18 protein-coding genes and 1 pseudogene are annotated in these 16,965 nt (G+C 63.3%); 10 read left to right on the top strand and 9 right to left on the bottom strand.

The features are described from left to right. Nucleotides 1-32: 32 nt before the first annotated feature. Nucleotides 33-161, top strand: a pseudogene (locus tag AC3WLT_RS34655) (carboxymuconolactone decarboxylase family protein); the annotation flags it as partial. Between the two features lie 15 nt (nt 162-176). Here the strand turns inward: AC3WLT_RS34655 and AC3WLT_RS34650 are convergent. Continuing rightward, complete coding sequence (locus AC3WLT_RS34650) at nt 177-869, bottom strand: HAD family hydrolase (RefSeq protein WP_492596106.1); 693 nt, start codon at nt 867-869, stop codon at nt 177-179. A 376-nt stretch (nt 870-1,245) separates the two neighbouring features. Here AC3WLT_RS34650 and AC3WLT_RS34645 point away from each other — a divergent pair, with 376 nt between their 5' ends. From AC3WLT_RS34645 to AC3WLT_RS34620, 6 genes are all read left to right on the top strand, one after another. Continuing rightward, nucleotides 1,246-1,530 carry a YXWGXW repeat-containing protein gene (locus tag AC3WLT_RS34645; RefSeq protein ID WP_492596113.1) on the top strand — a complete coding sequence of 95 codons (285 nt, stop codon included), beginning with the start codon at nt 1,246-1,248 and terminating at the stop codon, nt 1,528-1,530. Nucleotides 1,531-1,811: 281 nt separating this feature from the next. Then, complete coding sequence (locus tag AC3WLT_RS34640) at nt 1,812-2,465, top strand: RNA polymerase sigma factor (RefSeq protein ID WP_492596105.1); 654 nt, start codon at nt 1,812-1,814, stop codon at nt 2,463-2,465. Continuing rightward, the gene (locus AC3WLT_RS34635) at nt 2,462-2,881 is read left to right on the top strand and encodes a hypothetical protein (protein WP_492596104.1); all 420 of its coding nucleotides are present in this window, start codon (nt 2,462-2,464) and stop codon (nt 2,879-2,881) included. The genes AC3WLT_RS34640 and AC3WLT_RS34635 overlap by 4 nt, the downstream gene beginning before the upstream one ends. Continuing rightward, nucleotides 2,878-3,396, top strand: a complete 519-nt coding sequence (locus AC3WLT_RS34630) for a periplasmic heavy metal sensor (RefSeq protein ID WP_492596103.1) — start codon at nt 2,878-2,880, stop codon at nt 3,394-3,396. Before AC3WLT_RS34635 ends, AC3WLT_RS34630 begins: the two co-directional genes overlap by 4 nt. Before the next feature lie 76 nt (nt 3,397-3,472). Next, nucleotides 3,473-5,011, top strand: a complete 1,539-nt coding sequence (locus AC3WLT_RS34625; protein ID WP_492596102.1) for a DUF1800 domain-containing protein — start codon at nt 3,473-3,475, stop codon at nt 5,009-5,011. 5 nt (nt 5,012-5,016) lie between these two features. Beyond that, nucleotides 5,017-6,162: a DUF1501 domain-containing protein gene (locus tag AC3WLT_RS34620; RefSeq protein ID WP_492596101.1), complete on the top strand. Its 1,146-nt coding sequence runs from the start codon at nt 5,017-5,019 to the stop codon at nt 6,160-6,162. Between the two features lie 3 nt (nt 6,163-6,165). On the opposite strand, the gene AC3WLT_RS34615 is transcribed toward AC3WLT_RS34620, so the two are convergent. Beyond that, entirely contained in the window at nt 6,166-6,534 is a 369-nt protein-coding gene (locus AC3WLT_RS34615) for a BON domain-containing protein (RefSeq protein WP_492596100.1), read from the bottom strand. Between the two features lie 161 nt (nt 6,535-6,695). Between AC3WLT_RS34615 and AC3WLT_RS34610 the strand changes: the two genes are divergently transcribed. Next, a complete protein-coding gene (locus AC3WLT_RS34610) occupies nt 6,696-7,028 on the top strand; it encodes an IclR family transcriptional regulator (RefSeq protein WP_492596099.1) in 333 nt (110 codons plus the stop codon). Nucleotides 7,029-7,058: 30 nt separating this feature from the next. Here AC3WLT_RS34610 and AC3WLT_RS34605 read toward each other — a convergent pair whose 3' ends face one another. Next, nucleotides 7,059-7,304, bottom strand: a complete 246-nt coding sequence (locus AC3WLT_RS34605; protein ID WP_492596098.1) for an acyl-CoA dehydrogenase C-terminal domain-containing protein — start codon at nt 7,302-7,304, stop codon at nt 7,059-7,061. 265 nt (nt 7,305-7,569) lie between these two features. Between AC3WLT_RS34605 and AC3WLT_RS34600 the strand changes: the two genes are divergently transcribed. Continuing rightward, nucleotides 7,570-8,343 carry an SDR family oxidoreductase gene (locus AC3WLT_RS34600; RefSeq protein ID WP_492596097.1) on the top strand — a complete coding sequence of 258 codons (774 nt, stop codon included), beginning with the start codon at nt 7,570-7,572 and terminating at the stop codon, nt 8,341-8,343. 154 nt (nt 8,344-8,497) lie between these two features. Next, nucleotides 8,498-10,213, top strand: a complete 1,716-nt coding sequence (locus AC3WLT_RS34595) for a long-chain fatty acid--CoA ligase (RefSeq protein ID WP_492596096.1) — start codon at nt 8,498-8,500, stop codon at nt 10,211-10,213. 268 nt (nt 10,214-10,481) lie between these two features. Here AC3WLT_RS34595 and AC3WLT_RS34590 read toward each other — a convergent pair whose 3' ends face one another. The 6 genes from AC3WLT_RS34590 to AC3WLT_RS34565 form a co-directional block, all read right to left on the bottom strand. Beyond that, complete coding sequence (locus AC3WLT_RS34590) at nt 10,482-11,669, bottom strand: ABC transporter substrate-binding protein (protein ID WP_492596095.1); 1,188 nt, start codon at nt 11,667-11,669, stop codon at nt 10,482-10,484. An 88-nt stretch (nt 11,670-11,757) separates the two neighbouring features. Then, nucleotides 11,758-12,465 carry an ABC transporter ATP-binding protein gene (locus AC3WLT_RS34585; RefSeq protein WP_492596094.1) on the bottom strand — a complete coding sequence of 236 codons (708 nt, stop codon included), beginning with the start codon at nt 12,463-12,465 and terminating at the stop codon, nt 11,758-11,760. Beyond that, complete coding sequence (locus AC3WLT_RS34580) at nt 12,452-13,216, bottom strand: ABC transporter ATP-binding protein (protein WP_492596093.1); 765 nt, start codon at nt 13,214-13,216, stop codon at nt 12,452-12,454. The genes AC3WLT_RS34585 and AC3WLT_RS34580 overlap by 14 nt, the downstream gene beginning before the upstream one ends. Beyond that, entirely contained in the window at nt 13,209-14,219 is a 1,011-nt protein-coding gene (locus tag AC3WLT_RS34575; RefSeq protein ID WP_492596092.1) for a branched-chain amino acid ABC transporter permease, read from the bottom strand. The genes AC3WLT_RS34580 and AC3WLT_RS34575 overlap by 8 nt, the downstream gene beginning before the upstream one ends. Further along, a complete protein-coding gene (locus AC3WLT_RS34570; RefSeq protein ID WP_492596112.1) occupies nt 14,216-15,079 on the bottom strand; it encodes a branched-chain amino acid ABC transporter permease in 864 nt (287 codons plus the stop codon). The genes AC3WLT_RS34575 and AC3WLT_RS34570 overlap by 4 nt, the downstream gene beginning before the upstream one ends. Before the next feature lie 307 nt (nt 15,080-15,386). Next, a complete protein-coding gene (locus AC3WLT_RS34565) occupies nt 15,387-16,478 on the bottom strand; it encodes a porin (protein WP_492596091.1) in 1,092 nt (363 codons plus the stop codon). Nucleotides 16,479-16,965: the final 487 nt, after the last annotated feature.

Raw genomic sequence — 16,965 nt, 5'->3', positions numbered from 1 at the left:
CATGCCGTGCGTGTTCGACACACTGGCGGCCGGCCGCGGCGCGCCGCGCCGGCATGACCGACGAGATGTTCGGCGAACTGCTGGCGGTGGTAGGGATGGCGAACGAGACTAACCGGCTCGCGGTGGGCTATCGCGTCCCGATCGATCCCGCGTTCGAGTAACGATAGCCCGCAGCTTCAGTGCTGCGCGCCGCGCCATTCAGTCAATAAGGCGGGTAACTCCGCCATGTCCTGAAAGACGTGAACCGCGCCGGCGCCATGCAGTGCAGTTGCACTGCTGTGGCCCAGTTCTCGCGGGCAGTATCCGAACACCGTGGCGCCGGCCGCCACACCCGCGGTTGCGCCCGTCACGGTATCTTCCACGACCGCGCAGCGTTTCGGGTCCACGCCCAATGCTTTGGCTGCGGCCAGATAGACATCGGGAAACGGCTTGCTGCGAGGCGTTTCGTGACCGCTGAAGATGCGCCCTTCGAAGCAGTCGAGGATGCCGGCCTTCGTCAGTTGCAATTCCACTTTGATCCGGTCGGCGCCCGAGGCCACCGCGATGCGTCCATCGAGTGCCGTGTGCAGCGCGTGTACTGCGGCGGCCGCGCCAGGAATCGCCACCAGTTCCCGATCGAGCGCGGCGTTGCGGCGCGCTCGAAATTGCATGAGCCACTCCGTGGTGATCGCGAAGCCGGTGCGCGCTTCGATCAGCGGTGCTTCATCCTTGACGGCTTTGCCGACGAAAATACGCATCGTCTCTTCGACACTCAGGCGCCAGCCCAGCTCGCCGAGCATCTCGGTCAGCACGCGGTTGGTGATGGGTTCGGAGTCGACGAGCACGCCGTCGCAGTCGAAGAGTACGGCGTCGAAAGGGAAATCGGCCATCTGGCGGGGGTACGGATAGAGGTTTGCGGAATCGGGAAGGATACCGCACCGGCTCGGGCAGTGCGGCGCGGCCGGTTAAGGGAGGGGCGTGCGGTTTTGCTTATAACGCCATGACGCATGGCGGATTGCGTTGCGGCGGCGGCTACCGCACGAACTCGAATCGGTGCGGATGCAACTGATGCGGCGCGGTTGAGGGTTGCCTACGGCGTCAGGTTTCTTGGTCTGGTTGCCTTGGCGGCGGCATTTCTCTGTGAAAAGAAAAAACTAGCGACGGATTTTTCCGCCTCCGTCGTTTAACAAGAAACGGAGCCTTTCCGGCCTCCGGCACAACGCGGGAGCAACCACCATGTCACTGACCAAACCGGCCCGCCTACTCATGGCCGCCTTTGCGGCCACCGCGGCGCTATCAGCCGCACCAGCCCCTGCATCGGCGCAAGCCATCATCGTGGCCCCCACAGCGCCACCCCCACCGCGTGTGGAGGTCATTCCGGCACCGCGCGTCGGCTACGTCTGGGATCAGGGCCGCTGGCGCTGGGACCATGGGCGTTATGTATGGGTGGGCGGCCACTGGCAGCCAGTGCGTGCCGGCTATCGCTGGGTACCGGGCCATTGGGTGCAGCGCGGTCCCAACTGGCGCTGGGTCGAAGGCCACTGGGCCTGACGGCATAGCCGCCGCACCCGTGCCGGCCTGGCACCAGACGCCAGGCGCTACAACACAACCAGACAGGGTTGCCATGAAAACGCTCCTGATTGTCCTCCTGGCGGCTACGCTCGCCGGATGTGTCGTTGTCCCGGCGCGGCCGGCCTACTATCGCCCGGCGGTCGTCGTATATTGATTGCTACGGACCTGGAAGCCAGGCGCCGGACGTCACCCAGTAACGATCTGCGTACTGGAGGAGCACGTGGAGTGCATCCAAAGGAGCGACGGCAAGTGAATAGCGCATGTTCGCGAAGGCGGTTCACCGAACCAGCGTCGTTCGCGCGCGCCGACCATCGGCGGCAAGACACCAGGCCCGCGCCACGGAGCTGTACGCCTTGAGCGAGCGAGATCCCGACGCGGACCTGGTGGCGCGGGTCGGTCGACAGGAGCCGGCCGCCGTGCGCTCGCTCGTCGCGCGCAAACTGCCACGCTTGCTGGCGCTCGCCACGCGCATGCTGGGCGACCGCATGGAAGCGGAAGACGTTGCGCAGGAAGTCTTTGTGCGGATCTGGAAACAGGCGTCGCGATGGAAAGAGGGCGAGGCGAGGTTCGACACCTGGGTGCATCGAGTCGCGCTCAATCTCTGCTACGACCGGCTACGCGGCCGGCGCGAAGATCCGCATGCCGAGTTGCCGGACGAGGTCGACCCCGCCGCGCTGCCCGAAGCGGCACTCGAAACCCGCGCCAGGGATCAGCGGGTTCGCGAGGCGCTGGCCGCGTTGCCGGCACGGCAGCGTGAAGCGTTGGTGCTCAACTACTACCAGGACATGTCGAACATCGACGCTGCCGCCCTGATGGGTATCAGCGTCGATGCTCTGGAAAGTCTGCTGGCTCGCGCACGCCGCAATCTGCGCGCTCAACTGGCCGGCAGCGGCCTTAACGAGGACAAGTCATGACGCGCGAAAGATTTCACCAGATCGTCGAAGCCTACGGCGCCGATCCGCGCCGCTGGCCGGAACAGGAGCGCGCGGCGGCTGAGGCATGGGCCGCGCTGCATCGTACCGAGGCCGACGCAGTATTGACTGAAGCGGCCGGAATCGATGCGTGGCTTGCCGGCGATACGGTCGACCCGCCGGACGCGGCATTGCACGAGCGCATCGTCGCGAGCGCGCCGGTGCGGCGGCCGGCTGCACCGCGCCGCCGGCTTTGGTGGTCAGGCGCGGCGGTGGCGGGCGCCGGCCTGTTGGGCGGCTTGGCGGGCGCGTTCGCGGTGTCGTTTTTCGTCTTGACGGGGACCGCGGAGCAAGTGCGCGACGCGTCTTATTTAACTTCGAGTTTCGGCGGTTCTTCCGCCGATTGGAGCGGCGAATGAACGGCCGGTCATGGAAATTCGTGCTGGTGGCCTCGCTGGTGCTCAATGTGTTTTTATTGGGCGCGATTGTCGGCGGTGCTTATCAATGGTTCGCGGCGCACGGCGCAACGGGCACGGTGCTGGCGCAGCAGCGCGCCTTGCGTTTCGCCGCCGGGACGCTGTCTGCCGAGCGCCAGAAGGCTTTCGTCGATGGCTTGAAGAACGCGCGGCGCGAGGGGCGTCAGTTTGCGCAAGAGGGGCGCGAAGGGCGCCGCGAAGTGCTGCGTCTGCTGGCCGCGCCGCAGTTGGATCGCGCTGCGCTCGACGCCGCGCTGGCACGCACGCGCGAGGCTGATAGCGCGCTGCGGGCGCAGGTGGAAAGCAGCGTGGCGGATTTCGCGGCGACGCTGTCGCCCGAGGAGCGCGTCAAATTCGCCGAGAGCCTGAAGCTGCGGGGACAATGGCGTGAGCCGCAAGCAGCCGGGAATGCAGACAAGCCGGCGAACCGGCCGGCAAGCGAACCAGCGGGCGAATAAAAAAATTCCATAGCCGCGCGACGGAATTCATCGTGGTGGCCGTTTAAAGCTTATATCCAACGCCGAAGAGGACGGTATGGCCACCACACCGAACGTCAACGCCGCAGCGCTTGCGCTCAACCGCTTCGGCCTAGGCGCGCGTGCCGACGACACGCCGCCCGCCGATCCGAAAGGATGGCTGCTCGCGCAGTTCGAGCAGTATCAGCCGCGGCCCGCTGCGTGGACGAGTCAACCCGATTCGGTGGCGCTTGCTGCCGAGTTCGAGCAACAGCGCGTGCAGAACCGGCAGAACCAGCAAGCGCAGAACCAGCAAGCGCAGAACCAGCAAGCGCAGAACCAGCAGGCGCAGAACCAGCAAGCGCAGCAGATCCGGCAAAGCGCGAGTGACGCTCCAGCCACGCAACCGGCCAACGTGCAGACTGCTTCCCAGAGCGACGCGCAAGCCGCGCAGCAAGCCGAAAGAAAAGCGTTACGCAGCGAAGTTCTGGACCTCTACCGATCATCGGTCAATGCGCGGGTGGCAAGCGCGCTCACCACGCAGACGCCGTTCATCGAGCGGCTGGTCCACTTCTGGGCGAACCACTTCGCGGTGTCCGCCGAAAAACCGGGCGTCGCCGTGCTGGCAGGCGCATTCGAAGCGGAAGCGATCCGCCCGCACGTGCTGGGCCGTTTCGAAGACATGCTGATCGCCGTCGAGCGTCATCCGGCGATGCAGTTGTTTCTCGATCAGACGCGCTCGGTCGGCCCCGACAGCGTCGCGGCGATGCGCGCCGCGCAGCGCAATCCGGATCGCAGACGCGGCCTGAACGAGAATCTCGCGCGCGAAATCATGGAACTGCACACGCTGGGCGTGCGCAGTGGTTATAGCCAGCAGGACGTCACCGAATTCGCCCGCGCGCTGACCGGCTGGAGCGTGGCCGCTTATCAAGGCGCTCAGCCGAACAGCGCGCCGCCCGGCAGCTTCGTGTTTCGCACGGCGCTACATGAACCGGGTGCGCGAACCATCATGGGGCGCCGGTACGACCAGTCAGGCGACGAGCAGGCACTTGCGATCCTGCACGACCTCGCGAGTGCGCCGGCGACCGCACAGCACATCGGCGGCAAACTCGCACGGCATTTCGTCTCCGACAATCCGCCTGCGGACGTGACGGAGCGGCTGGCGAGCGCGTTTGCGCGCAGCGGCGGCGATTTGCCCACGGTTTACCGGGCGTTGCTGGACATGCCGCAAGCGTGGTCGCCGGTAGCCGTCAAGTTCAAGACACCGTGGGAATGGACCCTTTCTTCGATGCGCGGACTCGGCTGGCAAGACCTCGGCAACCTGCAGGCCGCGCCCATCCTGACGCAACTCGGCCAGCCGGTGTGGCGGCCGGGTTCGCCCGCCGGTTATGACGACATTGCAGCGAGCTGGGCCGCGCCCGATGCGCTGGTGCGCCGGGTCGAGGTAGCGCAGCGCTTCGCAGCCCGCGTCGGCGACCGGCTCGACGCACGCGCGCTCGGCCAGACCTTGCTGGCTGGTTCGCTCAGTGCGCCGACTGCCGCCGCAGTGTCGCGTGCCGAAAGCGCATCGACCGCAATTGCGCTGCTTCTGGTCTCGCCGGATTTTCAACGGAGATGAATGCCATGCTTTCCCGCCGCAAGTTTCTGGGCTTCGCCGCTGCTTCTGCCGGTGCGGGCGCGATTTTCGTATCGCCGCATATCGCGTTCGCGAATGTCGCCACCGAGCGCCGTTTCGTGTTCGTGATCCAGCGCGGCGCTGCCGATGGTTTGAACATCGTCGTGCCGTACGCCGAACCGGACTACGCAAAACTGCGCGGCGCGCTGGCGATCGATACCTCCATTGCCACGCGGCTCGACGGCACCTTCGCGCTGCACCCGGCGCTCGCGCAGACCGCCGCGATGTATGCGGATCGCCAGGCGCTGTTCGTGCATGCGGTGGCGTCGCCGTATCGCGACCGCTCGCACTTCGACGGTCAGAACGTGCTCGAGACCGGCGGCGCGTCGCCGTATCAGATGAAAGACGGCTGGTTGAACCGGCTCCTCGCGTTGTTGCCGGCCACGCGCGAGCGTGCGATCGCCTTCGCGCCGACCGTGCCGATGGCGCTGCGCGGCAACGCGGAGGTGACATCGTACGCGCCCTCGGCATTGCCGCAAGCACCGGACGATCTGCTCGCGCGGGTCTCGCAACTGTACGACCAGGATGCGCAACTGCGGCCGCTGTGGGAGTCGGCGATGGCCGCGCGTGGACTTGCGGGCGACGCTGGCCCGCGTCAGGATCCAGCGAGTCTGGGCAAGCTTGCGGCCAGCTTTCTTTCGCGCGACGACGGCCCGCGCATTGCGATGATCGAAACGGGCGGCTGGGATACGCATAGCGCGCAGAATCCGCGGCTCGCGAATCAGCTGAAAGCGCTCGACACGATGCTGGCCGCGTTGCGCGACGGCATGGGCCCGTTGTGGAGCAAAACCACCGTGCTGGTGGCGACGGAGTTCGGCAGGACCGCCGCGGCCAACGGCACCGGCGGCACTGATCACGGCACCGGTTCGGTGGCGATGGTGATCGGCGGCGCGGTGGCGGGAGGGCGCGTGCTCGCCGACTGGCCCGGTCTTAAACCCGGCGACCTCTACGAAGCGCGCGACCTGAAGCCGACCCTGTCGCTCGATGCATTGATCGCCGGCATCACGAGCGAGACCTTCGGGCTGGATCCTCAGCGCTCGGCAAGAGCGCTGTTCGGGGAGGTCCGGCCACTGACGGGGCTCGTGAGTGTCTAGTTTTTAACCCCCGCCGCCATTAGGCGTCCCAATAGTCAACTTGTTGTTCACCGACTTCACGCCGGCGACACTCTTGGTGACTTCTTCCGCCTTTGGAATCTGCGCCCCATCGGGCACCGTCCCAGTCAAAGTCACTGCGCCGCCACGCGCCCGGACAAACACGTTCGACACATCAAAACCCTGCGCTTTCGCCAACGCCTTACGCACGTCCAGACCCAGCTTGCGGTCCATCTTCCTGGTCGCTTTCGCACTAGCAGCAGGCGCGGCCGTATCGGTCGTCGCCATCGCGTCGCTCGACTGGGCATAGGCGCTGGACGCTACCGCCACGCACAACGCGATGCCGAGTGCTTTCAAAAGTTTGACTGTTTTCACGGTTTCTCCATTCCTCGAAAAATTGATTTCGCATCGTTGCATGAAAAAAACCACGCGCTTGCGAGCGTTGCACCGCCCGCGAGGAGCCCGCTGTCTTATAGAGGATTGACGTTGTGAAGCTCCCGGCGCGCTTAAACAATACTCCAGCAAACCCTCTGGCGTTGAAAAAGCTGGCGGCGGTTCCTGAGCATGAACGGCTCAGCTTCATGGAGCAGGTGCGCGAGCTCGATCACGTAGCGTGGCCGACAACCCGGCGCGGCATCGAGAAGGCGCTCGACGATTACCGCACGCTCGGTGTCGCAACCTCGTTCGGCGACTGGCAGAAGGATGTGAACGGCATTGCGCGCGCGTTCCAGCCCGGCGGCGAACTGCCGGCCATGGCGATCAATGTAGGTGGGCCCTCGTTCAAGCTCTCGAAAGAGTTTCTGCTCGAAGAAGTGCGGCCACGTCTGATCGACGTGGTGACGCAGCTCGAAAGCGCGCTGTCGCATTGAACTGCTGCTGTCCACGATCTGGGTCTGCGATCAGAACCAGTGAGGCGACATGGTGAGCGTCGTGTCGTCGAGGCCGCGCAGCGTTGCGAGCATGAGTGAGACGCGCGGCAATTCCCAACGGAAAAACCACTGACACGCTTGCAGCTTGCCGCGATAGAAGTCGCGCTCGGCGTCGCTCGTAGCCCCGGTGAGTGCCGCGCTTGCAATCAGCGCTTGCCGCAACCACGTCCACGCAATCACAAACTCGCGTGAGTTGATGATCAGCGCATCAGGCATGGGATAGGGCCTGCCAAAAAAGAAGCCGCTATGCGGAACGGCTGCGCAAAACAACGCGCATCGCATGAGCGCGGCCCGATTGAAAAACGCGGTATCCGGGTAAGTCCCAATGATCCGCCAGCCAAGCGATGCGTGTCAGTTTATATCGAAAGTGAATGAGCGTGCTTTTATTTACACGCCGAATTTCGGCACGTATGATGGTCAGAAAATCTGGAATAGACGTCTGCATAGCAGAACAACCTGGGCAATCTGGAGGAGCGTCGCAATGTCAGTGAAAGACCTGTTTCGACTGGACGGCAAAGTTGCACTGATCACCGGAGGTTCGCGTGGACTTGGCCTGCAAATGGCCGAGGCACTCGGAGAGATGGGCTGCCGCGTCGCGATCACGGCGCGCAAGGCCGACGAGCTCGCCGAGGCGAAAGCGCATTTGCAGAGCCAGGGCATCGAGGTGCAGACCGTCGTCAACGATCTGCAGCGTTTCGAGGGGATTCCGGGGCTGGTGGATGAAGTGCTCGGCCTGCACAGCCAGATCGATATTCTCGTGAACAACGCGGGCGCGACATGGGGTGCGCCCGCCGAGGACTATCCGGACGAAGCGTGGCACAAGGTGATGAACCTGAACGTCAACGCGCCGTTCTTTCTTGCCCGCGAAGTCGGCAAGCGCAGCATGATCCCGCGCCGCGCCGGCAAGATCATCAACATTGCCTCGGTCGCGGGCCTGACGGGTTCGCCGCCCGGCATGAACACGATTGCGTACAACACGTCGAAGGCCGCGGCGATCAACTTCACGCGCGCGCTAGCGGCGGAATGGGGCAAGTACAACATCAACGTCAACGCAATCTGTCCGGGTTTCTTTCCTTCAAAGATGTCCGCGGGGCTGCTCGACAAGCTCGAAGACATGATCGTCAAGCGCACGCCTTTGCAGCGGCTCGGCGGCGAAGAGGACCTGAAGGGCCCGGTCGTGTTCCTCGCGAGCGAGGCATCGCGCCATATCACCGGCCAGTATTTCGCGGTGGACGGCGGCGCCATCATCGTCTGACGCACCGTTTGAAGAGCAGGGCGCGAGGGCTGCGGCCGCGCTTTGCTCACACGCTTTGCTCACGTAAACAAAGGCGCGGCGTGCGCTGCGCGCGAATGATGCGTGAACCACGCGCAACCCCGGCGCGCACAGATCGTAAAAGCAGGAGACACCTATGAACGAACGCCATCATCCGCATTGGCCGCCGCAAGTGCCGCTGCATCTGACGCTGCCGCAGACCAACATTTTCTATAACGCCGAGGTATCGGCGGCGCGCTTTCCCGACAAACCCTTCATCATTTTCTACGACACGCCGGTCACCTTCGCCGAGTTCAAGGACGAAGCCGAACGGATCGCGGGATTTCTCCAGCAGGAATGCCACGTAAAGGCCGGCGACCGCGTGCTGCTCTATATGCAGAACAGTCCGCAATGGATCCTCGCGTACTACGGGATCTTGCGCGCGAACGCGGTGGTCGTGCCGGTCAATCCGATGAACCTGACGACGGAGTTGCGTCACTACGTGGAGGATAGCGGCGCGACCACGATCATCGCGCCGCAATGCCTGTTTCCACAGGTCGAACCGCTGATGGGCGACGCGCCCGATCAGGGACTCAAGTATGCGATCGTCGCGACGTATAGCGACTATCTGAAGCGTCCGTCGCCGATTACGGTGCCTGAATTCGTGTCTGCCCCGCGCAAAACGTTCGACACACCGGGTGTAACGCCGTGGCGCGACGTGCTCGAGCGGCGCATTGCGCCTGGTCCACTCACCACCGGTCCCGACGATCTGTGCGTGATGCCGTACACGTCCGGCACGACAGGCAAGCCGAAGGGATGCATGCACACGCATCGCAGCGTGATGAGCACGCTGCTCGGCGGTTGCGTGTGGTTCTCGGCCCCGGCGGACGGAATCTATCTATCGGTGCTGCCGTTTTTTCATGTGACGGGCATGCAGGGTGGCATGAACAGCGCGGTTTTTTCCAGTGCGACGATCGTCGTGCTGCCACGCTGGGATCGCGAGGCGGCCGCGCTATGCATGCAGAAATATCGCGTGACCGCGTGGCAGTCGATCTCGACGATGATGGTCGATTTCCTGTCGAATCCGCAGCTCTCCGAATACGATCTGTCGAGCCTGACGGGCACGCGCGGCGGCGGCGCGGCGATGCCTGATGCAATCGCCAGAAAACTCAAGACGCTGACCGGGCTCGATTACGTCGAAGGTTATGGCATGTCGGAGACGATCGCCGGCACGCACATCAATCCGCCGCATCGTCCGAAGCCGCAGTGCCTCGGCATTCCGGTGTTCGACGTGGACTCGCGCGTGATCGATCCGGCCACGCTCCAGGAACTCCCGCCAGGCGAAACCGGCGAAATCGTCGTCAATGCGCCGCAGGTGATGCAGGGCTACTGGCGCGATCCGAAGGCCACGCAGGAAGCGTTCATTGAACTCGAAGGCAAACGTTTTCTGCGAACCGGCGACCTCGGCCATATCGACGAAGACGGCTACTTCTTCATGACCGACCGTCTCAAACGGATGATCAATGCGTCGGGCTACAAGGTCTGGCCCGCCGAGGTCGATGCGCTCATGTACCGGCATCCGGCGATACACGAGGTTTGCGTGATCGGCGTGAAAGACGAGAAGCGCGGCGAGACCGTGAAGGCGCTGGTGGTGCTGGACGCAGCGCATGCAGGCACGATCGACGAAAAGGAGATTATCGCGTGGGCGCGTGAGCAGATGGCGCCGTACAAGGCGCCGCGTATCGTCGAGTTCGTGACATCGCTGCCCAAGTCCGGTAGCGGAAAAATATTGTGGCGCAAGTTGCAGGAAGAGGATGCGGCGCGCGCCGAGGCCAATGGAAGCAACGGAACTCGCGGAGGTGCCCCGCAATGACATGGCTTGAAGCGTTGCTGTGCAGCGGCTGTCCGCACTGACTGACCTTCATCGACGCGTTGCCGCGCAGTCCGATCGGCAAGGTGCTGAAACGGGAGTTGCGCGAGCAGTTCTATCCGGCCGGCTGCTGATTTTCCAGAACGGCGACGCTCACCGACAAAGGAGCAAAGGGACAACGCATGGAACATTTCGCAGGTAAGGCATTGAAGGGCTAATGCAAAGGGGGCGGCTGTCTTGCCGCCCCTGAGTGTCACGACCCACTGAAGCCTTACTTCGAAGCCGTCGCGAGCGAATTCAACCCCGCCGACTTCAACTGTCCACCCTGAACCACTGCCGCGAGCGGATTGCCGATCACGAAGCCGCCGCGTTCATCGACGCCCGTCACGCTCTGCGGATTGTTCTGCTGAGGCAGCGCCTTCACCGCCTTGTCGAACTGGTTACGGATTGCGGTTGCATCGCTGACGCTGCCGGCCAGTTTCATCGCGAGCGCGGTAGCGTAGACCGCGGTGTAGTTGAGCGACACTTCCTGGCTCGGGTCGCGCCCGCCATGGCTCTTACGGAAACGCTCGACGAACGCTTTCGCCGCGGGCGTTTCGTCGCTGGCGAGCGGCAACACGCCGATCGCTCCGTTCAGCGGCGCATAGCCGCCAGTCACTTTGGCCACTTCATCGAGCTTGGCCTGATCCATCACGATGAAGCCGCCCTTGAAGCCCAGTTCGCGCGCCTGCTGCACGATCAGGCCGGTCGGCTCCGACGGGCCACCGATAAACATCACGTCGGGTTTGGCGGCCAGCACGCGGCTCACGCCGCTGTAGAAATCCGTGGCGCGGTTATACGACATCGAGTTGTCCGCGACGATCGTGCCGCCGGCCGCTTCCCAGGCGGGCTTGAATGCGGCGACCCAGACCTTGCCGTAGTCGGTATCGGTGGCCGCGAGCGCGACCTTCTTGCCGTACGCCGCCATTTCGTACTTGATGAACGCGTTCAGATACGACGTGAACGCAGGCGGAATCCGCACGGTGAGCTTGTTGCCGCGCTCGCTGATCTGCGGCACGCTGGTGTACGACAGCAATAGCAATTTCTGTTGCTCGTTGCTGGTCTGCACCGCGAAGCCCCCGCCCGAGTGCGGCACAAGAACCACGGCAGCCTGCTGTTCCTGCGCGAGACGCCGCGCATTGATCGCCGTTTCGCTCGGGTTGTACTTGTCGTCGAGCGGTACGATTTCGAATTTGATCTTCTTGCCGGCTACTTCGATACCTGCCTGATTGACGTCGGCCGCCGCCATCCGCATGCCGTCGAGCACTTCCTGGCCGTACTTCGCCGCGCCGCCGCTCAAGGGGCCGGAAAAGCCGATATGCACCACTTGCTGCGCCATCGCGGCACTCGCGCTCAACAGCGCGGTCGTGGCGACTGCCGCGCACAATCCGGCCTGGCGGCACAAGCGTTTGATCGTCATACACGTCTCCTTTGGATTGATCGAATTTTCCGGCGCAAGGTGGGCCGGTTTTTGTGCAAGCGCGCGGGCAGGCCGTGAACGTCCTGGCCTATCCGCCGACGTAAGCGCGCCGGATCGCTTCGTTGTTCATCAGGCTCGACGGTTCGCCTTCGAGCACGATGCGGCCGTTCTCGATCACGTAGGCCCGATGCGCGATCTTCAGCGCCGCGAATGCGTTCTGTTCGGCCAGCAGCACGGTGGTGCCCGCGCGATTGATTTGCTGAATCACGTCGAAGACCTGCTTGACCACCAGCGGCGCGAGGCCGAGCGACGGTTCGTCGAGCAGCAGCACCTTGGGCCGCGCCATCATCGCGCGGCCGATCGCGACCATCTGTTGCTGGCCGCCACTGAGCGAGCCGGCCGGATGATCCTTGCGTTCGGCGAGCAGCGGAAACAGCGCGAACACCTGGTCGAGATTGCGCTGATTGCCGGCTTTGTCGCCGCGATGCACATACGCGCCGAGCGTGAGGTTTTTCAGCACCGACATGCCCGGAAACAGCTTGCGGCCCTCGGGGCATTGAATCACGCCGCTGCGAACGATCTGCGCGGGCGTCATGCCGAGCAGTTCGCGTTCGCCGAAGCGCAGGCTGCCGCTCGCGGCGCGGCGCAGGCCGCTTGTCGCGAGAAAAATCGAACTCTTGCCCGCGCCGTTCGCGCCGAGCAGCACCACCAGCTCGCCGTCGTTCGCGTGTAGATCGATGCCGTCCAGTGCGCGAAAACTGCCGTAGTCGAGCGCGACGTTGTCAAACTTCAGCATGCTCGCTCCCAAGGTATGCGTCGATCACGGCCGGGTTCGCGCGAATTTCCGCAGGCGTGCCCTCGGCGATTTTCTTGCCGTAGTTCAGCACCATGATGCGATCGGCGAGCTTCATGATCATGTTCATCTTGTGCTCGACAAGGCACACGGTCACGCCGTGTTTCACCAGCTTGCGGATCAATTCGGCGAGGCCCTCGGTCTCTTCCGGATTCACGCCGCCCGCCGGTTCGTCGAGCAGCATCAGGCTCGGTTCGGTGGCGATCGCGAGCGCCACCGCCGCGCGTTTGCGCTCTTCCTGCGAGATGTCGCCGGCCATCCGTTCGGCCATCGCCGACAAGCCGACGAAGTCCAGCGCCTCGCGCGCCTTCTCGCGGCAGATGCGTTCCTCCTGCTTCAGCCGCGACGAGTGAGTCAGCACGTCCCACAGCCCAGAGCGCGTGCGCAGCCGGTGGCCGACGATCAGGTTGTCCAGCACGCTGGCGCGATCGAACAGCGCGGTGGACTGAAACGTGCGAGCGACGCCGAGGCGCGCCATCTGATCAGCGCCCATGCGCGTGACTTCCTGGCCCTTGAACACAATGCGGCCTGAAGTAGGCAGATGCATGCCGCTGATCAGATTGAAGAAGGTGGTCTTGCCCGCGCCGTTCGGGCCGATGATCGCGTTGATCTTGCCCGCTTCGATGTGCGTGCTGATGTCGTCCACCGCGACGAGGCCGCCGAAGCGTTTGCTGAGCGAATCGATTTCAAGCATGGCGGTCTCCGTGCGCGGGTTGCGACCGGCGCGCGACGATGCCGCTCTTCGGCGCGGCACGTTTCGCGCGCTGTCCCTTGCGCGTTTGATGCAAACCGACGATGCCGTTAGGCAGAAAGATCACCAGCAGGATCAGGATCGGACCGAACACCACGAAGCGGTATTCCTGCAAGAACTGCAGATACTGCGTGAGCCACGGCACCGCCAGCGCACCGAGCAGAGGACCGGCGAGCGTGCCGATGCCGCCGACCAGCATGTACATCGTCATATCGAAGGTATGGTCCACGCCCGCGAGATCCGGCCCGAGAAAGCGCACGGAGCCTGCATACAGACCGCCCGCGAGGCCGGCGTAAATCACGGAGAGTACGAAGGCCAGCACCTTGTTGCGCATCAGGTTGATGCCGAGCGACTGCGCGAGCCCGTCGCTATTGCGGATTGCCATGAAGGTGCGGCCGAGCAGCGAGTTGACGATGCGATGCATGACCCACACGCCGAGCACGAGAAAGGCGAGCACCAGGTAATAGAGCGCACGCGGATTCTCGAACGATACGATGCCGAAACCGGTTGGAGCAGGAATGCCGATGATGTCCGCCACCCCATGCGTGAGGCTGTCCCATTTCTCGATCACGAGGAACATGATGTAGCCGACGCACAGCGTGAAGATCGAAAAGTAATGGCCGCGCAAGCGCAGCGACACGAGGCCGACCAGCACGCCGAGCACCGCGGTCACCACGCCCGACGCGACAAACGCAATCCAGAACGGCACATGATGGTCGACCGTCAGAATGCCGACGGTGTACGCGCCGACCGCCATGAAGCTGCCGTGCGCGAGATTGTATTGGCCCGTATAGCCGGTGATCAGATTCAGCCCGACGGTGGCCAGCGCGAAGATGTACGCGGTGGACATCACGGTGAGCATGTAGTCATTGGTGGCCAGAAACGGAAACACGACACCGAGCGCGCATAGCAGCGCCCAACCCAGCTTGCCCTCGAATAATTTCATGATGCGCGCAGTTCCCTGGTGAACAGGCCTTGAGGACGAACCGACAGAATCACCACCAGCGCCACGAACGCGATGATGTCCTTGTAGTCGGTCGAGATGTAGAAGGCGCCGAAGCTCTCCGCCATGCCGATGATCAGCCCGCCCACGATCGCGCCCGGCACGCTGCCCATGCCGCCGAGAATGATGATCACGAAGGCCTTCAGAATCACCAGTTGCCCCATGGCCGGGTAGACGAGGTTGATCGGCGCATAGAGCGTGGCCGCCACCGCCGCGAGCAGACCCGAGATGCCGAAGGTGAGCATCGTCACCTTGTTGGCGTCGATGCCCATCAGCGATGCGCCGTCACGGTCCTGCGCCATCGCGATGATGCTCGAGCCGATCACCGTGTACTTGAGGAAGAGTTGCAGCAGCACCACTAAAGCGAACGCGCTGCCGATGATCAACAGGCGCTGCAACGGTGCGGTCACGCCGCCGAGATCGACGATGCCGGCATACGGCGTAGCCATCCGGTGAAAGTCGGCACCCCAGATCGCCTGCGCGCCGGCTTCGAGAAACAGCAGCAACCCGATGGCGGCGATCATCGGATGCAACTCGGAAGACTTGCGCAGCGGATGGAACACCAGCCGCTCGGCGAGAATCGCCAGCACGGCGACGGCGAGTCCGGAGCCGATCATTGCGAGCCAATAGTTCCAGCCGAGCCGGCTCATCAGGTAGAACGACACGAATGCGCCCACCATGTAGAACGCGCCGTGGGCGAAATTCGGCACCGCGAGAATGCCGTAGACGAGCGTGAGTCCGAGCGCGACGAGGCTGTAGATGCCGCCCAGGGTCAGCCCGTTGAGAACCTGCTGCAAAAACATATCCACGCTTTTACACCCTCCGGCTGGGCACACGTTATCGACTGTTTCAAACGCTCATCGATGCGGACTGCAAAACGCGATGTGCGGTGGCGCGAGAGAAATTTGGCACGAGCGTTCGCTTAGCGTCAATAGGGTTTTCTATTCTCACGTTCTGCATTGCAGATTATTAGGGAAGTCACTTATGCGAATGGTCAGCGGGTGGGGGGGCGTGCCACTGAAAATGCATAACAGATGAAAGCCGCGTCGGCAATCCGCACAACCTGTCGGCGCCGCGTTCGCAAGCGGCTCCTTCGTCATGCGATTCCTGCTAGAACATATGGCGGATGCCGAGGTTCACACCGGCCGTCGTGCCCGTGACTTCGTTCAGCGCGTTGTTGACTGACAGTCCAGTGTGCATGGCGCCGTGATTGTTCACGAAGCCGACTTGCCCATAGACCACCGTCGCCTTGGACAACGAATAGTCCACGCCCGTCGACGCCATCACCGAATGATTGGTCGAGTTGTTCGCGTCGCGGGTGTACCACGCGCCGGCATCGACGTTCAGCGCAGGCGTGATGCGGTAGCTGGCGCCGCCGGAATAGACGCGGTCGTTGAACGACCCCGCCACCTTGTATTGCACATACGAGGCCTTCACGGTCAGGTTGTTGAATACGTAACTCCCACCGAGCGCGCGGCCGTCGAACGCGACCACGCTCGGGATGGCGATCGATGCGGCGCTGCCGCCGGCGTTGCCGCTATAGAGCGCCGCATCGACGGTCAGCGAACCGAGGTGATAGCGCAGGCTCGCCGAGTACTGGCGGCCCGCCTGGAAATTGCCGGCCGCGCCGCCGAACGCCATCAGCGCGCTGGCTTGCAACCCGGCGATTTCCGGCGACGTATACGAAATCGCGTTCGGGTTGAACAGGCCGGTCACATAGACGTTATTGAGGTAAGTGACGAGACCGCTGCCGAAGTACGCCATCTGGCGCGGATCGAAGTCGTACACCGCAAGGAAGAACGGCGAGAACTGCAAACCGGCCTTGACCGTACCGAATGCGCCGTCCACGCCGACCCACGCCTGGCGGCCGAACTCGTTACCGTTCGAGTTGCTCAGCGAGCCGTTGGCGATGCTGATGCCGCTTTCGAGTTCGAAGATCGCTCTCATGCTGCCGCCCAGATCCTCGACGCCGCGCATGCCGAAGCGCGAGCCGGAGAGGCCGCTGTCGGTAAACGAGAACTGGTGGCCGGCATTCTGGCCGGTCGCCGCGTTCAGTGTTTTGCTCGTGTAGAGGATCGAGCCGTCGACAATGCCGTACAGCGTGACACTGCTTTGCGCATTGGCGTTCGGGGCCGATCCCAATGCGCATGCGCCCACTAATCCGAGCATGACTCCAACCCGCTTGCGATGACTTGCCGGCATGCTTCGTGTCTCCTTGTCTATTGGAATCGATTGAACTGGCGAAGTGATGCTTGTCCTGCACGGTGCTGGCGATCTGCTGCGCATTGCGGTTTCAACAGACGATGCCAGGCCCTCGCAAGCCGATAAGGCATGCGAAATATTGCGTCTGCTGGTTGATTCCTGAATGCAGTTGGCCTGCTGTTTGTCTCCTGATCGCGCGACCCACCGGGCGCCGCAATGAGTTCGTCGATCGGCGTGCTTGCGCACCGAATGCACGCGCAATTTGGCACGACCGTTCGTTCTATGTCAACGGGGGAAATCGCGCAATTGGACTGCAATGCAGACCAAAGACGGGAAAACACCTAGCTCTTTTATCCGAGCGGAATGTTGCCTGTAAGACCTTGTAATTAAAGGGCTGATATGACTCCCGCTGTCAATCGGGATCGGTTTTTCGGTTGCTCGAATTCATGTTTGCGGAATTTCCTGAGGGCGACGTAGCAGTACATCT

This window comes from Paraburkholderia sp. FW306-2-2C-D06C (assembly GCF_058781505.1).
This window is presented reverse-complemented; position numbering and strand designations above follow the sequence as displayed.